Here is a 24,419-nt window from a genome sequence, read left to right as displayed (position 1 = left end):
GCGGGGTGCGGCCGTTCCGCACGCGGCCGCACCCGCACCCCGGCACCCCACCTACCGACCCCTCCTGGAGGAGCCCCCGTGCCGACCGCCGCACGGTCCGACCTGCGCACGCTGGTCGAGTCCAGCCTCACCCTCATCGAGGCCAACCAGCATCCGTCCGGTGCCTACCCGGCCAGCCCGAACTATCCCGTCTACCAGTACAGCTGGCTGCGCGACGGCGCGTTCATCGCTGACGCGATGAGCCGGGCCGATCGGGTGGACAGCGCCGACCGGTTCCTGCGTTGGTGCGCCGCGGTGATCGATGCCCGGGCCGGGCGGATCTCCGACCTCGTGGCCCGCGCCGGCCGCGGCGAGGAGATCAGCGCCGACGAGATGCTCCCGACCCGCTACACCCTTGATGGCGGCGATGGTGACGAACCTTGGTGGAACTTCCAGCTGGACGGGTACGGCACGTGGCTGTGGGTCCTCATGGCGCACACGGCACGGCACGGACGGCCGCTGGATGCGTACCGTCCAGCAATCGCGTCCAGCGTGGACTATCTCGTCGCATTCGGCGACCGACCCTGCTACGACTGGTGGGAGGAGCACGCCGAGCACCGGCACGTGGCCACCGTTGGCTCGGTGCTGGCCGGGCTCCGTGCCGTGCTCCACGCTCGTAACGAGCACGGAAAGCCGTTGCTCGACGCCGAACGCGCCCGCGCTGCCACAGCCAGCGTCAGCGCCCTCGAAGCGCTTCTCGCGAGCGAGGGCATAGCCGACGGACACCTCACCAAATGGCTTGGTGGCACTGCCGTCGATGGCAGCCTCCTGGCCTGCCTCACCCCCTTCGAAGTGGTCGACCCGCATGGCCCGGTCGCCCAACGCACCTATCAGCAGGTACGCGGCGAGCTGCTGCGCGGCGGCGTCTACCGGTACCTGGGGGACACCTTCTACGGCGGCGGGGAGTGGCTGATCCTCACCGCCTGGTTGGGCTGGCACGAGGCGCGCACCGGCCGACCGGAAGAGGCCCTTCGCCGACTGGACTGGATCGCCGCCCAGGCCACCCCCGACGGCCACCTGCCCGAGCAGGTCAGCGGCAATACCCAATACCCCGAGTACATCGCCGAGTGGACCGAGCGATGGGGGCGCGTCGCCACGCCCCTGCTGTGGTCGCACGCCATGTTCGTCACGCTCGCTCTGGAGGTCGGACTGTGATTGAGTCCCTGATCAGCCACCGCCCGGCCGGCACCGGGCACCCCTACCGGTACGACCTCGACCAGCGGGTGCCGGTGCACCCGCTGCGGGGCGAGGAGTACGAGATCCGGGTGCTCACCGACCCGCAGGTGACCGAGGTCCGGTTCGAGTTCGGCGACGGCACGCAGGTGCTCGCGGAGCGGGTCGACCCCGCGACGGTAACACTCGACTTCGGTGCGCCCGCCGCGCCGCCGATCGGCTCGGCAGGTCACCTCGCCTCTGCCGCCTCGGCCGTCCCGGACACCGGCGGTCGCACGCCGTGGGTCGTTCGGGCGACGGCGGGCCGGGACGACGGGTACGCCATCGTCGGCCGGACCGCGGCGGGCCGTGAGGTCCGGACGGGGATCTTTCCCGTGCGAACGCTGGTCTGGCAGCGCGACGGCGGGCGGCTCGACGTGCGCGACCCCGGCGCCGCGGGCGTCCTCGACCCGGGCAGCGTCGAGTGGTTGACCGGCAGCGACGGACCCCGGCGGGTGCGGTTCGCGCTGCGGTTGGCCGACGGCGAACACGTGGTGGGTTTCGGTGAGCGGTACCACGCGCTCGACCAGCGCGGCCAGGTGCTGGACGCGACGGTGTTCGAGCAGTACAAGCGGCAGGGACACCGCACCTACCTGCCCATGCCGTTCGCGGTGGTCGTCGGGGGAGAGGCGGGCTGGGGCTTCCACGTCGTGACCAGCCGGCGGACCTGGTACGACGTCGGCGCCTCCCGGCCGGACCGCATCCTCGTCGAGGCCGAGATCGACCCCGCGAAGCCCGCGCTGCCGTTGCGGCTCTACACCGGCGAGCCCGCCGCCGTCGTGCGTGACTTCCTCTCCGACACCGGGCAGCCACCGGTACCGCCGGCCTGGGTGTTCCGGCCGTGGATGAGCGGGAACGAGTGGAACACCCAGGCCCGCGTGCTGGCCGAGGTGCGCCGCAGTCTCGCCGAGGACATCCCGGTCGGCGCCGTCGTCATCGAGGCCTGGAGCGACGAGTCGACCTTCGTGGCCTTCCGCGACGCGCGCTACCAGGTGCATCCCGACGGCGCACCGCACCGCCTCGCCGACTTCGAGTTCCCAGCCGACGGGGCCTGGCCCGACCCGAAGGCGATGATCGACGAGCTCCACGAGGCCGGCGTGAAGGTGCTGCTCTGGCAGATCCCGCTGGTCCCGACCGACCGGGGCGAGGACGGCCAGATCGCCGCCGACCTGGCCACTATGGCCGAGCGCGGCTACGCGGTCCGGGAGGCGGACGGGTCACCGCACCACAACCGCGGCTGGTGGTTTCCCGGCGCACTCCTGCCGGACTGGACCAACCCGGAGGCCCGACGGTGGTGGCTGGAGAAGCGCCGCTACCTGGTCGAGGAGCTCGGCGTCGACGGCTTCAAGACCGACGGCGGCGAGCACCCCTGGGGCCACGACCTGCGCTACTTCGACGGATCACGCGGCGACGAGAGCAACAACCTCTTCCCCGTACGCTACGCAGCGGCCTACCACGACCTCATGCGCTCGGCCGGCATTGACGGCGTGACGTTCAGCCGGGCTGGCTTCACCGGATCCGCCGCCTTCCCCGCACACTGGGCCGGCGACGAGGACTCCACATGGGAGGCCTACCGGGCGTCGATCACCGCCGGACTGACCGCCGGTGTCGGCGGCATCTTCTTCTGGGGCTGGGACCTGGCCGGCTTCTCCGGCGACATCCCCGACGCCGAGCTGTACCTACGCTCCGCCGCAGCGGCCTGTTTCGCCCCGATCATGCAGTACCATTCCGAGTTCAACCACCATCGCGACCCCTCGGTGGACCGTACGCCCTGGAACATCGCCGAGCGCACCAATGAGCCGCGGGTGCTGGAGGTCTTCCGGCGCTTCGCCCGGCTGCGTGAGGAGCTCGTGCCGTACCTGGTGGAGCAGGCGCAGCGGTCGGTCCAGACCGGCAAACCACTGATGCGGCCGCTCTTCTTCGACCACCCGGACGACAAGCGGGTCTGGGACTGGCCGCAGCAATGGCAGCTCGGCGACGACCTGCTCGTCGCCCCGGTCACCGAACCCGGCGTCACGACATGGCCCGTGTGGCTGCCACCGGGGGAGTGGGAGGACTACTTCACGGGCGAGCGGCACAGTGGGCCCGTCGAGGTGCACCGAAGGGTCCCGATAGACGAGATTCCGGTCTACCGCCGGGTGGCGTGACGCACGTTGGCCCTCGCCCGGCGATTGGCTGCGGTGGGTGAGACGATCGCCGTCGGCCACGCGCTCCGGTCCGCTCAATATCAGGCGCGGCGCGGGAATGATCGCGGTGAGGTCGACGGGGCTGTGCAGCGCGCCGAATGCCTTGCCGGGTCGTCCGTCTATCTGGAAGATTGGTCTCAGTGGCGCCGCCCTGACCAGGGCGTCCTGCTCGGTGGCCTCTTCGGGGACCCGAAGAGGCCACCCTCGCGGCTAGACCCGTGCGAGCTTCAGAGTCACGCTCATCGTCATCCGTGGGGCTTCAGTGCGTGTCGCCCCTCGGACACCAAATTGCAGCATCCATGCTGTGTTTCGCGTACTGGTGGTCAAGCACGCTTGACCACGCCAATCTCAGCGCAGCGACTCCCTCGATCGACCCTGTCTCGATCGGGGGCGATTGTCGTGGCTGATCGTTCCGTGGCTCCAGTCATCCCTCCCGTCAGGCTGGCCGACGGGGAGCCGGGCCACCGTCGGTCACGTGGTGGTGCTCCTCGCCGCCCGCCGTTGCCGCTGCCGGTCCTGCCGTCGCCGCGCGCCGGCACGATGGTGTACGGCCTGGCTGCCATCGACAGCAGTGGCCGAATCGCCGACCGCACGATCATCCGTGCCTTGCGATGGGCGCCGGGAACTCGGCTGCACATCCGCGAGGGCTCGGGAGGACTCTGTTGCGTTGAGCGTTGGCAAGATCGAGGCAGACTTGGGCTGTGAAGTCGTCCACCCGTCCTCGTCCGTGGCTGCCGCCGAAGTCTGCGTTCGCGGGGTTCCGATTCCCGCCAGAGGTAATCATCGTCGCGGTCCGCTGGTACCTGCGGTTCAACCTGTCCTATCGCGACGTAGAGGAACTGCTGGCCGAACGCGGCATCGAGGTAGACCACGTCACGGTCTACCGGTGGGTGCAGCGGTTCACTCCATTGCTGGCCGACGGGGCACGGTTCTGCCGTCACTCACCGGGTGACCGATGGTTCATCGACGAGACGTATGTCAAGGTCAACGGTGTGTGGCGGTACGTCTACCGCGCGATAGACCAGTATGGGCAGGTCATCGACGTGCTCGTCTCGGCCCGCCGTAACGCCGGCGCGGCCCGGCGGATTTTCCGGCGGGCGCTGTCGGTGTTGAAGGTAACCCCCACCGAGGTGGTCACCGACGCCGCTGCGGTCTACCCCGGCGTGCTGGACGAGCTGATCCCGCAGGCGTGGCATCACGTGGAGCAGTACGCCAACAACCCGATCGAGGCCGATCACAGCCAGCTTAAACACCGACTGCGGCCGATGCGCGGGCTACGCAGCGACCGGACGGCCCAAGTGGTCATCGCCGGGCACGCCTTCATGCAGAACCTCCGCCGCGGCCACTACGAACTCGGTATCGACGCCCCGCCCGCTCTGCGGGTGGCCGCGGCGTTCACCGAGCTCGCCCGGGCGATCTGATCCCAGCCCAGACCTGAGCATCACCGCGCCCAGCGATCTGGAAACGCAACAGTGCCGTCTGACGCCGATCCGGAGATCATCGCGTTGACCGTCGCCGAAATCCGCCGACTCCTCAACGCCCTCGTCCTCGCCACACCGCTACCACCTGCGCACACCCTGCACTGGTCGATCTGGCGACGAACATCCCAAGCCCGAGCCCGGCGCTCCCACTATCAGCGCAGATTCGGACACAACGCCGGCCGAAAGATCAAGTCAGTTGGAATACTAGGCTACTCCCTTCGGGTATCCCAGGTAACTCTCGCCGGCCTGGGAACCGAGGCCCCCGGGCGGCTGCTTCCACCCGCCGGCACGCTTCTTCGAGATCGACAGGTGGGGCCAACGCTTTCGTGCCGCTTGCCGGCTGGCACCTACCGCCGCGCCTAGCTCGGGATAGCCGGCACCGCACTGCACCGCTTCCTCCGCGCTGTCGGACACGAGGTCAGCGAGCAGGCGGCGCATCTGTTCGCCTGCCGCCATGCGCGCCAGGTGGGCGGCCAGCATCCGCTGCTCGTCCCCCGACTCGTGGTCGCCTATGGCCCGGGCATCGGGGCCGGCGGCCGTCAGCCGCCGCGCCCAATCGGCGGCAACAGCACCAAGCTCCCGCCGCAGCTCCTGGTGCTCGTCCGGTGTCAGATCCCGCATGGTGCGACTCCTCTCGCCAGGTAGCTCACCTTCAGGGTCCGCTCGACAACAAAGGTTGTCAACCCTGGCGCGTAGTCGTGATGGCGAGGCTCCGCGCCTGACGCGATCACCGCACCCAGCTACGGGGCGACCCTCGGCGACCGCGGCGGGGGTTGTCGGCACCGAGCGTGCCCCGTGGCTCATGTAAATGACTCCGGTGCTTGATCGGCCGCCGTCAAAGCGGGTCAGGCCCAAAGATCAAGTGACGTTGGAGTATTAGGCCGCCTTGAGCGCCGCCTCAGCAGTGGCTGGGCGGTGAGTGAGTCCCCTTCTGCCCGTTAAAAAGTCAGGACTACCAGTGCGCTACCCGAAGGTTCATACGATGCGGGCGCAGAACCTCGGCCAGTCAGGCGGCCTTGCATGGCCGCGCGATCAAACATTCGCAGGCGCATTGACGGCTGCTCACATCTCCGCTAGGCAGTAGGTACGGACGCGACGTCAACGCAAGAAGCTGGCCGGGGAAATTTGATCACGGCCTGGAGCAGCTGGGAGGCGACACGTGCCCGACTTTAGCTGGTTGCCTGTGCAGAGGCCGGACGTATGGCTGACGTGATAGGTCTGCTTCGCGAATGCGTCGTACAAATCTGCGGCACCGGCGATCGTGAGGCGTCGTTCGGAACTGGATTCTTTGTGGCTCCAGGCCGCGTCCTGACCTGCGGCCACGTGGTGCGGGCGTGTGGAAGCGATATCGTGATCCGGTGGGCCGGCGCCGATTACCCGATTAAACCCGAGCCCATTGTGATTCCACCGGATTCTGGAGGCCATCGCTATCATTTGCTTCCAGATCTCGCTTTGCTCGAATTGGCCGATAAATCCGATCATCCCTCGGTGTGGTTAGCCGAAACCCCCCCCCAGCGCGGCGCTACTGTCATGGCGCTCGGTTTTAATCGCTGGGTTGTCCCACGTGCATCGGACGCCGATTACGATACGCCGACCCTATCTGAAGTCCACTTGGAGTTCGTCGGGCGGGACGGAGACTGCTGGCGTGTAGGCGGCGACGACCTTAGCAGCGGGATGAGTGGCGGGCCAGTCCTCGACATGGCTACGGGCCGTGTAACGGCTCTCGTGAAGGCAAAGATCGACCCCCAACGGCGACAAGTAGTCGGGGGATGGGTCATCGGAGTTGACTCATTGACCCACGAACTTCCAGCTGTCATAGCGGCTAATAGGGCAGCGCACCCCCTAGGCAGCAGATGGCGCGACGCGGCGACCCGTCGCCAGGAGTTCACTCGAGACGTTTTCCGCGACGGCGACCCAGTTGAAGTAACTGATCACAGGCAGGCCCGTCGTCCGTCATGGTGGTTGAACCCCCGCAATCATGTGGTGCCGTTCGTGCCATCGCCAGAGTTCAAAAAACTGCTCAGCCAGTGGTGCTTGAGCGATGAGCCGGACATTCGGCCGGTGCGGCTACTGTGCGCTCCCGGAGGGGTAGGCAAGACACGTCTATCGCTGGAATTGGCGGCTACGCTGTTTGGTCACGGGTGGATAGCCGGGGTCGCGCGGAACGATGAAGATGTGGCGTCATTCATTCATTCGCTACCTACTATGCTACGGGCCGGCAACTCCGTCTTTTGCGCTATAGACTATGCAGAAACGAGTGTCGACGCCGTCAAGCGCCTAATTGGTTTACTCAACCGAAGCAATGGTCAATATGTACGAGTCCTGTTGCTCGCGAGAACCGCCGGGAAATGGTGGAAGACGCTGGCAGCAGCGCCCTCAGTCGCAGACGTTATTGAGCCAAGGGCGTTAGCGCTGAGCGACATCGGCAGCGAGGACCCTGTACGTATAGCGCTAGCAGCCTATCGTAGTTTTCGCTTTCACGTGCTGGCAGACGATCAGGCAGAGAACCGAGCCATACCTGAGGCGCTAAAGACCGTGGCCAAGGGTCACCGGCGAGCACTGGACCTCCATGCGGCGGCACTCGTACGTGTGCTGAACGAAAGTGACAAAGCCTTTGCTGCTGGTGATCCGCTAGATACCCTGCTTGAGCACGAGCGGGAGTACTGGCGCCGTGCGGCCGCTGCGAAGGCGGGTGTTCAATTTTCCGAAGTCGACAGGCTTAGCGACCGTTTATTGGCGCTTCCCACATTATATCCCAACGCGGATGCGCTATCAGCAGAAAAAGCAATAGCCCGGTTACCGGGCGAAGGAGAACATCTGCCCTGTGCCGCAGAGCACCTTGCGACAACGTTAGCTCATCTGTATCCCGGAGATGAGGGTCGATATTGGAGCCCGCTCATTCCGGACCGAGTGGGCGAGAGGCTCGTGGCAGCCGTCATCATGGCGCACCCGAGTGCACATCGGGCAGCAGATGAGGTAGTCCGACTCCTAGGTGAGTTGGATAGCGCCCAAGCCGCTCATGTCGTGACTGTTCTTAGTAGGGTGGCCGGTCTGACCGACCCTACCTACGCCCCACAAGATATTGCGGATCGCCCTTATACTGCGCAAGACGTGGCGGATCGAGCGTATGCGCTGATCGCACGGCTTGCCAGCTACAACCCCCTCATCTTCGGGAGCGTCGCAGACGAAATTTTAGCGTCGACTATAGGGGGAGACGCAGCGGTACGGAATGTATTCCCAGCCGCTCGTCGGCCCCTTTCTCCTGGGAGGGGTGTAACGTCCTTTGGTGATACCGCCAACATCATGGGGGCGACGTACGCTACGTGGTTAGGAGCTGCCTTCTCAGCAGGTGGGTCGGGTGGATACGACTACAAGGCTCTAGGCATCACAGCACGAGGAGCTTGGGAGAGCGTCAAGCTACGCCTGAAAGTCGCGGGCATCGACTCTCAAGCCCAAGACTTCACCGCAGTGGGAGTCGGCGACATGTCGGGAGATGTCTTCGGCAACGGTATGCTTTTGTCTAAGCATATTCGGCTGATCGCCGCATTTGATCATAGGCATATCTTTCTTGACCCGTCCCCCAATGCTGAAGTGTCTTACCTTGAGCGCAAGCGGCTTTTTGATCTACCACACTCATCGTGGACGGACTATAATCGCAACCTCATTTCCAAAGGGGGCGGGGTGTGGCCGCAGAGTTCGAACTCCATACCCCTCTCGTTTGAGGCCCGGGAGGCCTTGGGTATCGCGTCGCCCATAGGCGAGGAGTCGTCTACCGAGAAGGGCCGGTCGACGGAGGAAATTTCGCCAGCAGAGATGATACGGGCGATCCTCAGGGCGCGAGTCGACCTTTTATGGTATGGAGGTATCGGGACATATGTTAAGGGGTCTAGCGAGACTCTTGGCGGAGACGTGGGTAACGAACATCTACACGTCGATGGCAGGGATGTCGCCTGCAAAGTTGTTTGCGAGGCGGGTACCCAGGGATTGACGCCGCGTGGAAGGGTCGAGTACGCAAGGCGGGGCGGCAGCGTAACCGCCGATTTCGTCGATGGTTCCGGCGGTGTGGGCTTCTTCGATAGAGAGGTCAACGTTAGAATATTGCTGAGTACCGCCGTAAAGGAGGAAGCGCTGACGCGCGACGAGCGCGGAGTACTCCTGGCGGGTGTCGCCGGCGAGATCGCTGCGATGGTGCTCCGTGACAGCAGGGATCAAGTGGTTGCCCTAAATGCATCTGCGTTTCGGAGCCGGATGATGCTGCCCGTGCATCGACGAATGGTGACCGACCTCGAGCGACGGGGGCAAATCGACCGCTCCGTGGAGGGTATGGCGGACGACGCAGAGTTAGCTGAACGGGCCTCGGTGGGACTTGGCTTAACTATGCCGGAGTTATCCGTTCTGCTTGCCCATGTCAAGATTATGGTTGCTCGGGAGATCCTTGGCTCAACACTTCCAGAGGAAGACTGGACCAGTGTGGTTCTTAGTCAGTACTTCCCTCTCCCGCTTCGCTCGCAGCTCGCTCAGTTGATCGCGGATCACCCGATGCGTCGTGAAATCGTGGCGACCGAGCTGACAAACGAAGCTGTCAACCGTGCTGGTATCACGTTTTTCTTCCGTGCAATGGAGGAGACGAAGGCGAGTGCCGCCGAAGTCCTGCGTGCTTACGTCACCGCACGCGATGCCTTTGGGCTTACCGAGTTGTGGCAGTCCATTGATGCGCTGGAGGGCATCTCCGAGGAAGCCCGGAGGGTATCGCTTCTTGAGTTGCGCGAACTCCTTGACTGGTCTGTGCGTTGGCTTCTAGCCTCCAGACACTTGCCTATTGATGTGGCGAGCGAGGTGCATAGCCTCGGCCCAACGGTGACACGCCTGTTGCTTTTATTGGACTCCATGCCCGGCGCAGGAAATAGACTGCGTGCTGATATAGCAACGCGCGTGGAGGCGGGACTGCCATCGGAGCTCGCTGAGCGGATAGCACGTGCAAAGGTGGAGTTCGGAGTGCTCGACATTGTTGATGTGACGGCTAGAACGGGGAGGGATATCGCTGAGGTTGCGGATGTCTACCTAGCACTCTCGTCGCGGTTCAGAGCAGGCTGGCTGCGCCGGGTTATTTCGGCCTTGCCACATGACGACGGTTGGCAGGCCCGAGCGCGGATGGCGCTTCAGAGGCAGCTGTATAGGGTGGTAGCGGCTGTTACCGTCGAAGTCCTTTCTTCCAGCGACCTCGGAAAGTCCGCCCACGACCGTGTGCTGGAGTGGGAAACTGCCAACGCTGAAATGATTGCGCGGGCAAATAGGCTGCTAGGAGAGCTGGACAACTCCAGGAGGGACTTACCAAAGCTTATCGTGCTCCTGCGCGAAATTCGCACTCTTGCGGGTAGGGCAAATACGTCATTGCAAAGAGAGGTCATGAATCGATGAGTGCCGGGGATTTGGTCGAGGTAGCGCTGCCCGATGGTGAAATTCTCTACGTGGAAATTGAGGTGCCGGTCGAGGGTGATATAGCTTGGCGTGGGCAGAAAGTGGCATGGTGCGACCTGCAGGAACAAGTGGCCAGAGTCAGCAAATGGGTGATCGAGTCGGTTCGTGCAGGGCTTCCGGACACGCCGAAGCGCGTCGGTGTTGAGTTCGGGTTAAAGATCACTGGTGAGACGGGCACATTGGTTGGTGCGCTGGCTAAAGCTGGCGCGGAGTCATCCATTGTGGTGCGTCTTGAGTGGGAGCGGTAGGAAGTCACGGCCCTAGATGAGGTTGTGGTGAGCTGCTCGGTGTTTTGGCTACGCCCGGCCGGGGGGATACGACCCCTTCGGCTGAAGGAGTTGATTCAGCGGGCGGCGACCCAGAACGTGACGGATTGAGGGGAGACCGATGGATCGGCGTCCGGCCATCAAACCGGGACCCGCCATCCAGGCTGACACCAGCCGGGACGACAGCTTCGACACGGCGACCGACGCGGACGGTTTCGGTCCCCGCGACACAGGCGTGACCGGAATGGCCGGTTCGGGTCTCGACACCCTCTACGACCTGGGCCTGCCCACACCGGCGCTGGGCGACACGGAGGACGCCGAGCTCGACGAGCCGGTACCCAACGCGGAGCGCCTGGTGGCCCAGGCGGTGGCGCTGGCTGGCGACGATCACGACGCGGCGACCCTGGTGGGTCGTTTCTGGCGTTTCGCGCCGGACGAGGAGCTGATCGGGTTCACCGCCGAGGAGATGCTGGACGCGGCCCGGGCGCACCGCGCGCTGGCCCAGCAGCGGGTGCCGGGCGAGCTGAAGCTGCGTATCCACGAGCCGGACGCCGAGCAGCACCACTCCGTGATCGAGATCGTCACCGACGACATGCCGTTCCTGGTCGACTCGGTGACCGCGCTGCTCAACGCCCACCACCTCGACGTGCACCTGCTGGTGCACCCGCTGGTCGTGGTGCGGCGGGAGCCGCTCGGGCGGCTGACCGAGGTCTCCGCCGACGTGGAGCCGGACGACGCGATCGCCGGTGACCTGGTCGAGAGCTGGATGCGGATCGAGATCGACCCGGTCCGCGACCCGGCCGAGCGGGAGGAGCTCCGCAAGGAGCTGCAGCGGGTCCTGACCGACGTGCGTGAGGCCGTGGAGGACTGGCCGAAGATGCGCCAGCGCGCCCTGGCGCTGGCCGACGAGCTGGCCGCCGCCCGGACCTCGGACAACCGGCCGCCGGTGCCGGAGAAGGACATCACCGACTCGGTGGAGCTGCTGCGCTGGCTGGCCCGCGACCACTTCACCTTCCTCGGCTACCGGGAGTACCGGCTGGTCGACGCCGATGGCGCGGACGGCGGCCAGGCGCTGGAGGCGGTCCTTGGCACGGGGCTGGGTATCCTCCGCTCGGACTCGCCGGAGGCCCGGACGTTGTCGTCGATGACGCCCGAGGCGCACGAGAAGGTGATGGAGAAGCGGCTGCTGATCATCACTAAGGCGAACTCCCGGGCGACCGTGCACCGGTCGGCGTACCTGGACTACATCGGGTTCAAGATCTTCAACGAGGCCGGCGACGTGGTCGGGGAGTGCCGCTTCCTGGGGCTCTTCTCCACCGCGGCGTACCGGACCAGTGTCCGGGAGCTGCCGGTGGTCCGGCGCAAGGTCGCCGAGGTGCTGGGCCGCTCCGGCCTGTCCCAGCGCAGCCACTCCGGTAAGGACCTGCTGCAGATCCTGGAGACCTACCCCCGGGACGAGCTGTTCCAGATCAAGACCGACGACCTGTACCACGCCGCGGTCGGCGTGCTGCGGATGGCCGGTCGCCGGCAGCTGCGGGTCTTCCTGCGCCGGGACGCGTACGGGCGGTTCATCTCCTGCCTGATCTACCTGCCCCGGGACCGGTTCACCACCCAGAACCGGCTGCGCATACAGGACATCCTGCTCCGGGAGCTGAACGGCGTCGGAGTCGACTACACCACCCGGGTCACGGAATCCATGCTGGCCCGGGTGCACTTCATCGTCCGGACCGACCCGACCCAGCCGCCCGGTGAGGTCGACGCCGACCTGCTCGCCGAGGAGTTGGCGGACGCCACCCGGCTCTGGGACGACGACTACCGGCTGGTGCTGGAGCGCAAGCTCGGCGACGAGCAGGCCAAGCACCTGTTCAGCCGGTACGCCGACGCCTTCCCGGAGGGCTACAAGGACGGGCACACGCCGTACGAGGCGATGAAGGACCTGGCCAAGCTGGAGCTGCTGGAGGAGCCCGGCCAGATGGAGATGCACCTGTTCCGTAAACAGATGGCTCCCCGCCTGCCCAGCCAGGACGGCGAGGACCAGGCTGAGGCGATGGGCGTGCGGTTCAAGGTCTACCGGTATGGCGAGCCGATGATGCTCACCGCGGTGATGCCGGTGATGCACTCGCTCGGCGTCTGGGTGGTCGACGCGCTTCCGTACGAGGTGGAACGCGTCGATGGCCGCGTCTTCCTCTACGACTTCGGGCTGCGCCTGCCGGAGGGGCACCAGGATCTGGCCGACGTACGCCCGCACGTGGAGAACGCCTTCGCCGCCGCCTGGCGGGGCGAGGCCGAGGTGGACGGCTTCAACGCACTGGTGCTGCGCGCCGGTCTCACCTGGCGGCAGGTGGTGGTGCTGCGCGCGTACGCGAAGTACCTGCGGCAGGCGGGGACGATCTTCTCCCAGGACTACATGGAGCAGACGTTCATCGCCTACCCGGCCGTGACCCGCCTGCTGGTGGACCTCTTCGAGACCCGGTTCGCCCCGGGGACGGCCAGCCTGGACGAGCGCCGGCAGCGCAGCGCGGAACTGGTGGCCGCGATCGGGGAGGCGCTGGACGAGGTAGCCAGCCTCGACCAGGACCGGATCCTGCGGTCGTACCTGACGTTGATCCAGGCCACCCTGCGCACCAGCCTCTACCAGAAGCCGGTCGGCGGGCGGCCCAAGTCGTACGTGGCGTTCAAGCTGGACCCGCAGGCTATCCCGGAGCTGCCGGCGCCGCGGCCCAAGTTCGAGGTCTTCGTCTACTCGGCGCGGTTCGAGGGCGTGCACCTGCGGTTCGGGCCGGTGGCCCGGGGCGGGCTGCGCTGGTCCGACCGGCGGGGGGACTTCCGCACCGAGGTGCTGGGTCTGGTCAAGGCGCAGATGGTCAAGAACGCCGTGATCGTGCCGGTGGGCGCCAAGGGCGGCTTCGTGCTCAAGCAGAAGCCGGGGGACCGCGACGAGGCGGTCGCCTGCTACAAACAGTTCGTCTCGGCGCTGCTCGACGTCACCGACAACATCGTCTCCGGCGAGATCGTCCCGCCAGAGGACGTGGTCCGGCACGACGCCGACGACCCGTACCTGGTGGTCGCGGCGGACAAGGGCACCGCCACGTTCTCCGACATCGCCAACGAGATCTCGGCGGCGCACCAGTTCTGGCTGGGCGACGCGTTCGCCTCCGGCGGCTCCGCCGGGTACGACCACAAGAAGATGGGCATCACCGCCCGCGGTGCCTGGGAGTCGGTCAAGCGGCACTTCCGCGAGCTGGGCCACGACACCCAGACCCAGGACTTCACCGTGGTCGGCGTCGGCGACATGTCCGGTGACGTGTTCGGCAACGGCATGCTCCTGTCGGAGCACATCCGGCTGGTGGCCGCCTTCGACCACCGGCACATCTTCCTCGACCCCGAGCCGGACGCCGCCACCTCGTACGCCGAGCGGAAGCGGCTGTTCGACCTGCCCCGGTCGTCCTGGGAGGACTACAACCGTGAGCAGATCTCGGCCGGCGGCGGCGTGTACCCGCGTACCGCCAAGTCGATCCCGATCAGCCCCCAGGTGCGGACGGCGCTCGGCCTGGACGACGAGGTGGAGCAGCTCTCCCCGCAGGAGCTGATGAAGGCGATCCTCACCGCGCCGGTCGACCTGTTCTGGAACGGCGGCATCGGCACCTACGTGAAGGCGTCGACGCAGACCAACGCCGAGGTCGGGGACAAGTCCAACGACGCCATCCGGGTGGACGGCAAGAGCCTGCGCTGCCGGGTGGTCGGCGAGGGCGGCAACCTGGGCTTCACCCAGCTCGGCCGGATCGAGTACGCCCTGGCGGGCGGACGGATCTACACCGACTTCATCGACAACGCGGCCGGCGTGGACTGCTCCGACCACGAGGTGAACATCAAGATCCTGCTCAACACGGCGGTCGCCGACGGCGAGCTGACCGTCCCGGCCCGGGACGAACTGCTCGCCCAGATGACCGACGAGGTCGCCGAGCTGGTGCTGCGGGACAACTACGACCAGGCCCGCGCGCTGACTCTCGAGCAAGCACAAGCGATGGCGTTGCTGCCGGTGCACCGGCGCATGATCAACGAGCTGGAGCGCTCCGGGCACCTCGACCGCGCGCTGGAGGCGCTCCCTCCGGACGAGGAACTCGCGATCCGGACCGAGTCCGGGCTCACCGCGCCGGAGTTCGCCGTGGTGCTCGCGTACGTCAAGATCGTCCTGAGGCGGGAGATCTTGGCCGAGGGGCTGGCCGACGAAGAATGGACGGAAGAGGTGCTGGCCGACTACTTCCCAACCCCGCTGCGGGAGCGGTTTGCCCACAGCATGGGCCAACATCGACTCCGCCGCGAGACCGTCACGACCGCGCTGGTCAATGAGATTGTAAGCCGAGGCGGCGTATCCTTTGTCTACAGGACCGTTGAGGAGACCGGCGCAACGCCCGCTGACGTCATGCGAGCGTACGTGGCCTCGCGCGAGGTGTTCAACATCCCGGGACTGTGGGCCGCGGTGGAGGGGCTGGACGGCCAAATACCGACCAAGGTGCAGACGTCCATTTACATCGAGAGCCGATACTTGCTGGACCGCGCCGTGCGATGGATGATCAGTTATCGCCGCTGGCCGATAGACGTACCTGCCGAGATTACCCGTTTGCGCCAGGACGTGACCAGTCTACTATCCGAGTTGAGCGACCTGTTTTACGGCAGCGAGCGGGAGTCAATCGCCGCCCACGCCGACTCGCTGAGGCAGAAGGGGTTACCCCTCCGGTTCGCCAAGGCGGCCGCCCACGTCATTCATGGCTTTGCGTTACTTGACATTGTTGAAATCGCCAGGTATACGGGGCGTGGCATTTGGGCGGCTGCAAGGGTGTATTTTGTACTGTCCGAGCGTTTCCGCATTAACCGCTTGCAGTCGCAAATTTCTCTCTTGCCGCGGGAGGACCGCTGGCAGGCACTCGCGCGGATGGCGCTGCGTTTTGACCTGTATGCGGTGCTCGCCGCCCTTGCCGTGGATGTGCTTCTCTCAGCCCTGCCATCTAGCGATCCACGAGGGGACGTGGCCGCGTGGGAAGATGCAAAGATGGAATCGATCGCTCGAGCTCTAGCCGACATTGATGAGCTAAGCGAGTCGGAGATCGATTTGCCAGCGCTATTTGTCGTCGTCGACTCGATTCGCGCAATTGTGCATATTCCCACCTAACTGCGGCTGACATGGAGACGGTCGACGGTGTGGAAGCTGACCGTCTACTACACCGCCGTGCAGGGCTCTCTCGTAAATCAACCTCCGGCCCTTCTCTCATCAGTACCGAACACCGGCTCAATCCCGGCAATCTTTCGAGAGTAACTCGGCGTCAATCTTTCTGCCCTGCAGGGAGCCACCGGATCGATCAGTCGGTGCCTGGCCAGCACTCGGTAGATGGTGCTCAACGATGAGACCGGACCGGGACAGTTGCGGGGCCCAGCTCGAAATCCAGCCGCCGCTGACTTCACCGAGGATGGTTGCGGCGCAGCTCGCAGATCGCCGACTCCACCTCGGCCGGCGTCTGAGCCGGGTGCCCCGGGGCCGGTGCGAGCGATCCCGCAATCCGTCCAAGCCCTCCTCGGCATACCAGCGCAGCCATCGATGCACCGCCTGCCGACACGCCGAACCGGTCGGCCACCTCCGCCACCGCAAGCCCGGCCTGAACCTCCAACACGGCCCGATACCGCTGCTCGGTCACGCTCATCTCCACCAGCACTCGGCGGAGTGTCACCCATCAAGTCAAGCCATCGTGTAACGCATCGGTGAGGCTCGCGGTGGTGGTCCTGGGTGGACTGCTGCCAGTATCGGTGCCGGTCATCAGGGCTGAGTCATAACGCGTGCCGTTCACGGGTTCGTCTCGCCCCCGGGACCGGCGGGTGAGGATCCGCGGCCAGGCCCGAATGTATGTGCACGCGAGGCGGCGGCACCATGAGCCGGTCCGGCAGATCGTCGCGGACTTGCTCGGTATCGACGAGCTGCGGCAGCGGGGGCGGTAGGCGACCGCCCGCGCTGCAGCGCGGGCGGTGCCAGCTACAGGAGAAACAGGTGGTGCGGGGCGCGCGCGGCCAGGTTGGGAACGACGGCCTTGAGTAACTCGGTGGCAAGATCAAGGCACTCTTCGGCCGTTTGCGTACTGGGCTCGACGCCACGGTGGATAAGCCCGTTTCGCTCCTCTCTTACGGAATCGAGCCGACTCTTCAGGTCAGTCGCAAGAAGCTGGTGCCGCTCCAGCAGCTTGCAAAGGTCACTGACCCTGATTCGGGGGTTCACTCTGAGCTGGGCCTGGAGCGCCAGCTTGTGGAGTCGAGATTCACAGATCTGCCATAAGGCCCCGAGGGCTGTACTGAAGTCATGCGTTCCGAGTGCGTCCTGCGCCTGGTTCAGGCGATCGAAGTCCACTAGAGCGTCGTTTGCCACGACCGCGTCAAGCCAGTCGAGCGAGGTCTCGGCGACCGCTAGTCCCAGCGAAGCGTTGTCGCGAGTGCCCTCCGATGGCCCGATAACCGGCCGCTGTGCCTGACCACGCACAAACCACCTCCCATCCACACCGTCGTCGCTGCGCTCGTACCGATACAGGTCGCTAGCCCGGACACGGAGGACCGACGGCGACTCGTTGTCATGGAACATGGCCGCGCAATGCAGCAACGACAAATGAGCGTTCACCAGTCGCAAACGCTGCACGAGAGCGGGCAGCTCGGCCTCCGCGGCCCGTCCGGCCGTGCGATACCAGCCAGGGTCGTAGTTCGGCATGCCGGTCGGCCAGCCGCGCACGTTGTACACGGTGAACCCGCGTCGCTCGATCGTCACGGTGACGCCACAGCGCAGCTTCCGATCAACGACAACCTGCTGCCACGAGTCCGGCATGGCCGTCCCGATCTGCCTGGCGAGGCGATGATCGTCCGGGCGATCGCCGATCCATCCCATCGGGAGCACCTGCTCGTAAATCGCAAACTCGTCTGTCACACGCCGATCGTCATGCAGTCCAGCACGAGACTCAATGGGCTTTCATCAAAGCCTTGCCGGCGATCAAACGCGAGTGGCCGGGTTATGCCAAGATCAAACGACCTCACATCAGCAGGGCCGGACGCGGCACGCTCGGCGAGCTCTCACCACCCGACCAGCGGCACGGGCGGACGACCCAGGACGGGCCAGGAAGCCAGGTGCGTCAGGGCCAGCGCTGCTGGAGGATCGATCCGGGGAAGTCACTAGGGACCCGTGTAGGCGAGAGCATGGAGGAAACAGGTGACGAGCGCAGCCTCGGACGGAGGGGTCGAGGTGGAGTCGATCGACCCATCGTGGTGGGCCCCCGCGCTGGTAGATGAGAACGGCCTGTCACGCGGACACGATTCCCCGGAGACGATTTCGCTCAACCTCGCCCGCCTGAGGGCTGGAGTGCAGGCAGAGGCAGGAGAGGACAGCCTCAGGACGCGCGTGCTGGACGTGCTGGCGAAGGCCGCGTCCCCGATGCTGGCTCCCGACAACTGGACGGAGCCGTACGTGCCCGCCATGCAGATCGGGAATCGCCGATCGTTCGTCCCGGACGACTTGAGCGAGCCGGAGCTCGAGTTGCTGGCCCGCTTCGTGCCCCTCATCGAGGAGCCGGCCCTGAAGGCCAGGGTCGCTGACATCGCATGGTCCTACGGCAACCGGCGCAATATGGACCTGCTGTCCAAGGCGGTGGATGCGTATCGCTCGGTGCCGCTTGAGCGCGATGCCTGGCTTGATGCGGGTCGTGACGGCTGGCGACGGGCGCTTGAGCTGTCGCTGCGTCGGGGCAAGGCCGGCCGCCAAACTGTCAAGGAGATGACGACCGAGCTGGCCGAGTTTCTGCTTGCCAAGGACGGCTCTGCGGGATTCATGCTGACCCAGATTTCGGACCTGCTGCGTGAAGCCAGGTCCGTTGATCAGGCGGGCGCTCGGGATCTGGCCGACCACTTCGTGTCGCTTGCCGCTACTGTCGCGGGGAACCAACGGCTCAGGCGCGCGTACGAGCGCCACGCCTGTATCTGGTTCTCGCGGGCGGGCGAAACAAACCTTGCCAATGAGTGCATCGAGCGCGTCGCCCAGGCGTACATCGACGAGGCGGACGAGCGACTAGCCCAGGACAGGGGCGCGCTCGTTGTCGGCACGTTTATCGAGAAGGCCATCGCGACCATACGTGGTCTTCCCCGGAAGTACCGCTCCGCGCGCGATCTCGACGGGCAACTCCAGCAGCTGCGGGACCGGCTCGCTGACATCCGAGAGCTCTCGCTGGAGGAGATGATGCTCATCCAGTCGGACCCGATCGACATCACCCGCTATGTCGAGGACGCGCGCAAGGTGGTGTCCGGGAAGGAGGCAATCGAAGCACTCGTGAGTCTCGCAGGAATCACTCCGCTGATCGACGCCACAAAGGCGATGGCCGACGAACGAGAGCGCATGCAGGGGAGCTTGTCGGGTCTGCTCGGAATCTCGACTTTCAGCACGGATGCACGCAGGGTCGCTGCTCGGGCGGGACTCGGTGTGGGCGAGCCGCCCGACGAGGCAGTCTTCGCCGAGGTGGTCCGGTCGTTCACGTGGAGGATTGACCTCCACGTCAAGGCACTTATCTACCCTGCTCTGGAGGTGCTGATGCTCGAACACCGCTTCAGCACCGGATTCCTCGCAGACATCTGCTACGAATCGCCGGTCGTCCCTGATGGACATGTCGGTCTCTGGGCTCGCGGGTTATGGCATGGACTTTCCGGTGACTTCCCGTCGGCTATCTCCGTGCTCGTGCCCCAGGTAGAGCAGCTGGTGCGCGGCAACCTGAAGGCCCACGGGATCTTCACGCTCTTCGTGGACGAGAACGGCGTCGAGACGGAGAAGGGGCTCAACACCCTGCTTGAGATGCCGGAGTCGTCTCAGCTGCTGGGACCTGATCTCACCCTAGAACTGCGTGCTCTGCTGTGCGAACAGCTCGGCCCGAACCTGCGCAACCACTTGGCGCACGGGCTGCTCAACGACCCCCAGTCGTGGAGTGCGGGAGCGGTCTACGCGTGGTGGTTGTGCCTGCGACTGGTGGTCCTGCCCTACTACGGCATGATCATGCAGGCGCAGGCAGAGAACGGTTCTGCGGGCGAGACAACGGACGTGGAGCGATCGAGCTGAGGGCCACTGCGGGAGCGATCAGGTCAAGGTCTCGCACCGACCGCAGCAGCACCTAGCAGCACGGGCGGCGTGCCAGGTGCAGTGCTGACATGCCTTGCGCGAGCGGATCTGCGATCCGCTCGGGTTGAAAGACACCGCCTTTAGTGTAGGCGGCGAGAGTATCGGTTGGTTCCGACGGCGTACGCGACGAAGCCACCGGTGAGCTAGTCGCAACGCCGTTCAGTTGGGCGGTTGGGTTGGCTGTCAAGGCGTGTCTTGGAGTGAAAGGCAGCGGAGCTCTGTCAATCCCCTGGAATCGTGGAGAGCTCCGTTATGCGGCCTGGGCTTCCAGGGCGCGGGTGGTTGATCGTTCGTAGTCGATGGGGGATCGCCAGTCGCAGACGGAGTGCCGGCGTCGCCGGTTGTAGAAGTCGGTGATCCAGGTCGCGATCTTCAGGCGGGCCTCGGTGCGGGTGCGGAAGTGGCGGCGGTGCACGTACTCGACCTTGATGGTGGAGAAGGTGGCCTCGGCGACGGCGTTGTCGAAGCACGACCCGACCCGGCCCATCGACTGGCGTACCTTCCATCGGGCGCAGGCCCGGGCAAAGTCGGCCGAGGTGTACTCGCTGCCCCTATCGCTATGAAAGATCACCCCTTCGACGCTGCCGCCGCGGGTGACGGCGGCCATGTTCAGCGCTGCGACGACCAGCCCGGCGTCGTGGTGGGCGCCCATCGCGTAGCCGAGAATCCGACGCGAGTACAGGTCGATGACGGTGGCCAGATAGAGCTTGCCCTCGTCGGTGCGGATCTCGGTCATGTCGCCGCACCAGGCGACGTCCGGCGCCGGCGCGGTGAACACCCGCTTGACCAGGTCCGGTGCGGCCGGACGTTTGCCCTGGCGGGTCAGGCTCCGCCGGCGGCGCTTGATACGGGCGGCCAGGCCGAACTCGGCCATGAGCTGCGCGATCGTGTTGTCGGAGACCTGCCAGCCCTGCTCGCGCAGCTCGATCCCGATGCGCGGGCTGCCGTAGGTGCCGCCCGAGTCGTCGAAGACCTTCGTGACCGCGGCTGCCAGCCGGGCACGCCGGTCATCGCGGGGCGTTGGCGGCCGGTCGCGCCATTTGTAGAACCACGACTCGGACACCCCCAACGCCCGGCAGGCCACCGCGTGCGGCACGTCATGCTCGGTCCTCTGGGAAGCGATGAACCCGGCCACACTCACCGGCCCGTCGCTTCCTTGACCCACAGGACCACGGATCGCTTGAGGACATCACGCTCCATCGCCAGCTCCGCGTTCTCCCGCCGCAGCCGGGCCAGCTCCGCTCGCTCGTCCTCCGACAACTGCCCGGCAGCGGCCTCACCGCGAGTCTCGCGGTCCTTCTTCACCCAGTTCGCCAACGTCCCGTCGTTGATCCCCAGGTCACGCGCGACCTGGGCGATCGACTTACCCGTCTCGCGCACGATGCGCACCGCGCCCGCCCGGAACTCCGGATCGAACTGGCGTCTCGTCTCAGCCATGAACCTCTATTCCTCAAGCTCTGGCCTCCACGCTACGAGGGGAATGGCAGCATCAACATCCTCGACAACGGACCTTGACACCACCCACCACGCCCTAACTGAACGACGTTGGAGCTAGTCGTCGAAGACGGTGCGGCTGCGACCGCGACGAGGGTCCACCGGTTGCCGCACCCACGACTGAGTCGTCGACAGTTGCGTCAGCCGGCTCTTCGTCCGCCGTCGGGGCCTCCTGCACGGCCGTCGGCCTCGACCTGTGCGCACGCATGGATCTGGCGCCGCTAGTGCTCTGACCACAAACGTTGGCGGTGTTGGTGACACGCCGGCCTGAGTGAAGGGCTGGGCCGGCGTGAGGCCGTCAGGCTGTCGGGGTGGCAGAGCCGGTTCGGGTACGTCGATTAAGTGATCAAGAGGGTCAACGGCTGCAACGTCTGGTGCGTCGGGGCACCGGCTCGGTCGTGCGGCTGCGGCGGGCGATGGTCGTGCTCGCCTCAGCTGGCGGCAACAGTGTGCCGGTCATTGCCCGGCTCGTGCAGGCCGACGAAGACTCCGTTCGGCAGGTGATCCACCGGTTCAACGAGATGGGCATGGCCAGCCTGGACCCTCAGTGGGCGGGTGGCCGTCCCCGCCGAATCAGTAGCGACGACGAGGCGTTCATCGTCGCGACGGCCAACACCCGTCCCGCCAAGCTGGGACGGCCGTTCACCTGCTGGAGCGTGCGCAAGCTCGCCGAATACCTCGCTGACAACCCCGATCGGAGGGTGATCATCGGGCGGGAACGACTGCGGCAGGTGCTGCGCCGCCACCAGATCACCTTCCAACGCACGAAGACGTGGAAGGAGTCCACAGACCCCCAGCGGGAGCAGAAGCTGGCCCGTATCGAGCACGTGATCGAGCACTTCCCACACCGCACGTTCGCGTTCGATGAGTTCGGGCCGCTGACGATCCGCCCGCACGGCGGCGTCGGCTGGCAGCCCAAGAGCCGCCCACGCAGGCTCCCGGCGAACTACCACAAGCTGCACGGCGTGCGGCAGTTCCACGGCTGCTACTCGATCGGCGACGACACCCTCTGGGGTGTGGTCCGCAGACAGAAATCGGCCGCGAACACCCTCGCCGCACTCAAGTCGATCCGGGCCGCCCGCCCTGACGGCGCCCCCATCTACATCATCTTGGACAACCTGTCCGCGCATAAGGGCTTCGCGATCCGACAGTGGGCGGCCCGGAACAAGGTCGAGTTGTGCTTCACCCCGACCTACGCCTCCTGGGCCAACCCGATCGAGGCGCACTTCGGGCCGCTGCGCACCTTCGTCATCGCCGGCTCGGACCACCCCAACCACACCGTCCTGGCCCGCGGCCTGCACGCCTACCTGCGCTGGCGCAACGCCAACGCCCGCCACCCCGACGTCCTGGCCGCCCAACGCCGCCACCGCGCCAAGATCCGCAGCGAACGACACCGCCGCTGGGGCCAACCCGCCAGCCGAGCCGCATAACCAACCCGGCCAACGATTGTGGTCAGAGCACTAGCGGACCTGGTGTTGACGGTGACGCGAACCGACCCGGAACCTCCGGCCGGGCGACCCGGCGCGGCCGGCCTTGTTCCAGATGCGCACCAGGGAGGGACACCAGGCGAGCCTGCGGGTCGAGGCGTCTTCGCCCGAGACCACGGCCGACCGCCAGCAGCTCTGTGTCAGCTTCGGAGTGGGGGGGCAGATTGGGAGCAGTAGCGTGCCCTGAACGGTCCCGAACGGCACTCAACCGCACCGAACAGCACTCAACTGCACCCACCCCTGGCTGCGGGTTCTCGTTTCCGCAGGTCAGAGTCGTTGCAGCGACCTGGTTCACACCGAAGAGGTCACTGGTTCGATCCCAGTATCGCCCACCATAAATATATGCAGGTAGGAAGCCCGTCGCCGGAGCCACCGGTAACGGGCTTCCCGGCTGTTGCCCCTTAAATTGGGAGCAATTTGGGAGCAGGGGGCGCCGGGACCGTCCGCTATCTCCTGCGCCGCGTAGCGGCCGCCAGCACAACAACCCGATGCCGGAGCAGTTCTGACCTCGGGTGAACCCGGCGAGTGGGCAGCGTGCCGAAGGCCAGGGTGATCTCACTGGTTCGGCTCACCATGATCAATACAATGATGTCGGCACCCATTCGATCCGGGAGCCTGAGCAGCCAGAGTCCTGCGCCCAGGTCATTTGGGTGAGGCGCTCATCGCCTGGCAGAGTCCAGATGACCGTCCTCACCGGACATGCTTGCCCTGCTGTACGCCTCCGCTCACCGCTGCTCGACGATCCTTCCAACATCGATTCCGAGGGCGCCGTTGCATTATCTGATGGGGAGGCGCGTTACGCCCGGGTCGGGTCCGCGTCAGACGACCCGAGCGAGTTCACTGAACGCCGAAGCGACTCGGAGCTTGGGCTGACTGTCGAGCCCGAGTTCGTAGTGTCCGCGGCGGAGGTTCTGGATGAATGCGTGTCCGGCGATGATCACTTGTGCGGTCTGGTCGGTCCGGAGCCCGCGCATCGGTCGTAACCGGTGCTTGAGCTGGCTGTGGTCGGCCTCGATCGGATTGTTGGCATGCTGCTCGACGTGGTGCCAGGCCGAGGGGATCAGGTCGTCGAGCACGGCGGGGTAGACCGGCGCGGCGTCGGTGACCACCTCGGTAGGCGTCACCTTCAGCATCTGCAGCGCCCGCTGGAAGAACCGCCGGGCTGCGGCGGCATCACGGCGGGCCGAGACGAGCACGTCGATGACCTGCCCGTGCTGGTCGATCGCCCGGTAGACATACCGCCACACCCCGTTGACCTTCACATACGTCTCGTCGACGAACCACCGATCACCCGGGGAGTGGCGAGCGAACCGGGCGGCGTCGGCCAGCAGCGGGGTGAACCGTTGCACCCATCGGAAGACGCTGACGTGGTCAACCTCGACACCACGCTCAGCCAGGAGTTCCTCCACGTCCCGGTAGGAGAGGTTGTACCGCAGGTACCAGCGGACCGCGACGACGATCACCTCTGCGGGGAACCGGAACCCGGTGAACGCCGACTTCGGCGGCGACCAGGGAGGACGAGGACTCGACCGCTGCACCCGTCAAGCCTGCCTCGATCCCTCGACACGGGCAACGCAACAGACCCGTGCCGAACT

At 65.8% G+C, this 24,419-nt stretch carries 14 protein-coding genes and 2 pseudogenes; 10 read left to right on the top strand and 6 right to left on the bottom strand.

Annotated features, from left to right (window positions below; genetic code table 11):
* The first annotated feature begins 78 nt into the window (after positions 1 to 78).
* The 4 genes and pseudogenes from ACLQ2U_RS23180 to ACLQ2U_RS23165 all read left to right on the top strand — a co-directional run.
* Positions 79 to 1,194 (top strand): glycoside hydrolase family 15 protein, encoded by a 1,116-nt coding sequence (locus ACLQ2U_RS23180; protein ID WP_425752836.1) that lies wholly within the window; start codon positions 79 to 81, stop codon positions 1,192 to 1,194.
* Positions 1,191 to 3,398, top strand: coding sequence for a TIM-barrel domain-containing protein (locus ACLQ2U_RS23175; protein ID WP_425752835.1), 2,208 nt, complete (start codon positions 1,191 to 1,193; stop codon positions 3,396 to 3,398). The genes ACLQ2U_RS23180 and ACLQ2U_RS23175 overlap by 4 nt, the downstream gene beginning before the upstream one ends.
* 770 nt (positions 3,399 to 4,168) lie before the next feature.
* Entirely contained in the window at positions 4,169 to 4,858 is a 690-nt protein-coding gene (locus ACLQ2U_RS23170) for an IS6 family transposase (RefSeq protein WP_425752877.1), read from the top strand.
* Positions 4,859 to 4,918: 60 nt separating this feature from the next.
* Positions 4,919 to 5,080, top strand: a pseudogene (locus ACLQ2U_RS23165) (IS701 family transposase); the annotation flags it as partial.
* 42 nt (positions 5,081 to 5,122) lie between these two features.
* Here the strand turns inward: ACLQ2U_RS23165 and ACLQ2U_RS23160 are convergent.
* Complete coding sequence (locus ACLQ2U_RS23160) at positions 5,123 to 5,539, bottom strand: hypothetical protein (RefSeq protein WP_425752880.1); 417 nt, start codon at positions 5,537 to 5,539, stop codon at positions 5,123 to 5,125.
* A 579-nt stretch (positions 5,540 to 6,118) separates the two neighbouring features.
* Here ACLQ2U_RS23160 and ACLQ2U_RS23155 point away from each other — a divergent pair.
* The 4 genes and pseudogenes from ACLQ2U_RS23155 to ACLQ2U_RS23140 form a co-directional block, all read left to right on the top strand.
* Positions 6,119 to 6,631: pseudogene (locus ACLQ2U_RS23155) on the top strand (trypsin-like peptidase domain-containing protein); the annotation flags it as partial.
* Between the two features lie 1,398 nt (positions 6,632 to 8,029).
* Positions 8,030 to 10,336, top strand: a complete 2,307-nt coding sequence (locus tag ACLQ2U_RS23150; RefSeq protein ID WP_425752876.1) for an NAD-glutamate dehydrogenase domain-containing protein — start codon at positions 8,030 to 8,032, stop codon at positions 10,334 to 10,336.
* Entirely contained in the window at positions 10,333 to 10,644 is a 312-nt protein-coding gene (locus ACLQ2U_RS23145; RefSeq protein WP_425752834.1) for a CU044_2847 family protein, read from the top strand. Before ACLQ2U_RS23150 ends, ACLQ2U_RS23145 begins: the two co-directional genes overlap by 4 nt.
* Positions 10,645 to 10,783: 139 nt before the next feature.
* Positions 10,784 to 15,832 carry an NAD-glutamate dehydrogenase gene (locus ACLQ2U_RS23140; RefSeq protein WP_425752833.1) on the top strand — a complete coding sequence of 1,683 codons (5,049 nt, stop codon included), beginning with the start codon at positions 10,784 to 10,786 and terminating at the stop codon, positions 15,830 to 15,832.
* Between the two features lie 117 nt (positions 15,833 to 15,949).
* Here the strand turns inward: ACLQ2U_RS23140 and ACLQ2U_RS23135 are convergent, their stop codons facing one another.
* Positions 15,950 to 16,261, bottom strand: a complete 312-nt coding sequence (locus ACLQ2U_RS23135) for a hypothetical protein (protein ID WP_425752832.1) — start codon at positions 16,259 to 16,261, stop codon at positions 15,950 to 15,952.
* A 423-nt stretch (positions 16,262 to 16,684) separates the two neighbouring features.
* Positions 16,685 to 17,617 (bottom strand): hypothetical protein, encoded by a 933-nt coding sequence (locus ACLQ2U_RS23130; RefSeq protein WP_425752831.1) that lies wholly within the window; start codon positions 17,615 to 17,617, stop codon positions 16,685 to 16,687.
* 279 nt (positions 17,618 to 17,896) lie between these two features.
* Here ACLQ2U_RS23130 and ACLQ2U_RS23125 point away from each other — a divergent pair, with 279 nt between their 5' ends.
* Entirely contained in the window at positions 17,897 to 19,783 is a 1,887-nt protein-coding gene (locus ACLQ2U_RS23125) for a DUF4209 domain-containing protein (RefSeq protein WP_425752830.1), read from the top strand.
* Between the two features lie 310 nt (positions 19,784 to 20,093).
* Here the strand turns inward: ACLQ2U_RS23125 and ACLQ2U_RS23120 are convergent, their stop codons facing one another.
* Both ACLQ2U_RS23120 and ACLQ2U_RS23115 read right to left on the bottom strand, forming a co-directional pair.
* Positions 20,094 to 20,984: an IS3 family transposase gene (locus tag ACLQ2U_RS23120; RefSeq protein ID WP_425752829.1), complete on the bottom strand. Its 891-nt coding sequence runs from the start codon at positions 20,982 to 20,984 to the stop codon at positions 20,094 to 20,096.
* On the bottom strand, positions 20,981 to 21,280 hold the full coding sequence (locus ACLQ2U_RS23115) for a transposase (protein WP_130334535.1): 300 nt from the start codon (positions 21,278 to 21,280) through the stop codon (positions 20,981 to 20,983). The genes ACLQ2U_RS23120 and ACLQ2U_RS23115 overlap by 4 nt, the downstream gene beginning before the upstream one ends.
* 368 nt (positions 21,281 to 21,648) lie before the next feature.
* Between ACLQ2U_RS23115 and ACLQ2U_RS23110 the strand changes: the two genes are divergently transcribed.
* Positions 21,649 to 22,767: an IS630 family transposase gene (locus ACLQ2U_RS23110; protein ID WP_425752828.1), complete on the top strand. Its 1,119-nt coding sequence runs from the start codon at positions 21,649 to 21,651 to the stop codon at positions 22,765 to 22,767.
* A gap of 875 nt (positions 22,768 to 23,642) precedes the next feature.
* Here the strand turns inward: ACLQ2U_RS23110 and ACLQ2U_RS23105 are convergent.
* A complete protein-coding gene (locus ACLQ2U_RS23105; RefSeq protein ID WP_425752827.1) occupies positions 23,643 to 24,362 on the bottom strand; it encodes an IS6 family transposase in 720 nt (239 codons plus the stop codon).
* Between the last annotated feature and the right edge of the window lie 57 nt (positions 24,363 to 24,419).

This window comes from Micromonospora sp. DT47 (assembly GCF_049844475.1).
GTDB lineage: Bacteria > Actinomycetota > Actinomycetes > Mycobacteriales > Micromonosporaceae > Micromonospora.
Note: the sequence above shows the minus strand (reverse complement) of the source record. Positions and strands in the feature narration are given on the sequence as shown.

Bases quoted from the DNA above. Each gene is read 5' to 3' on its own strand.
- ACLQ2U_RS23160 (WP_425752880.1), bottom strand. From the start codon at position 5,539: ATGCGGGATCTGACACCGGACGAGCACCAGGAGCTGCGGCGGGAGCTT.
- ACLQ2U_RS23145 (WP_425752834.1), top strand. From the start codon at position 10,333: ATGAGTGCCGGGGATTTGGTCGAGGTAGCGCTGCCCGATGGTGAAATT.
- ACLQ2U_RS23140 (WP_425752833.1), top strand. From the start codon at position 10,784: ATGGATCGGCGTCCGGCCATCAAACCGGGACCCGCCATCCAGGCTGAC.
- ACLQ2U_RS23115 (WP_130334535.1), bottom strand. From the start codon at position 21,280: ATGGCTGAGACGAGACGCCAGTTCGATCCGGAGTTCCGGGCGGGCGCG.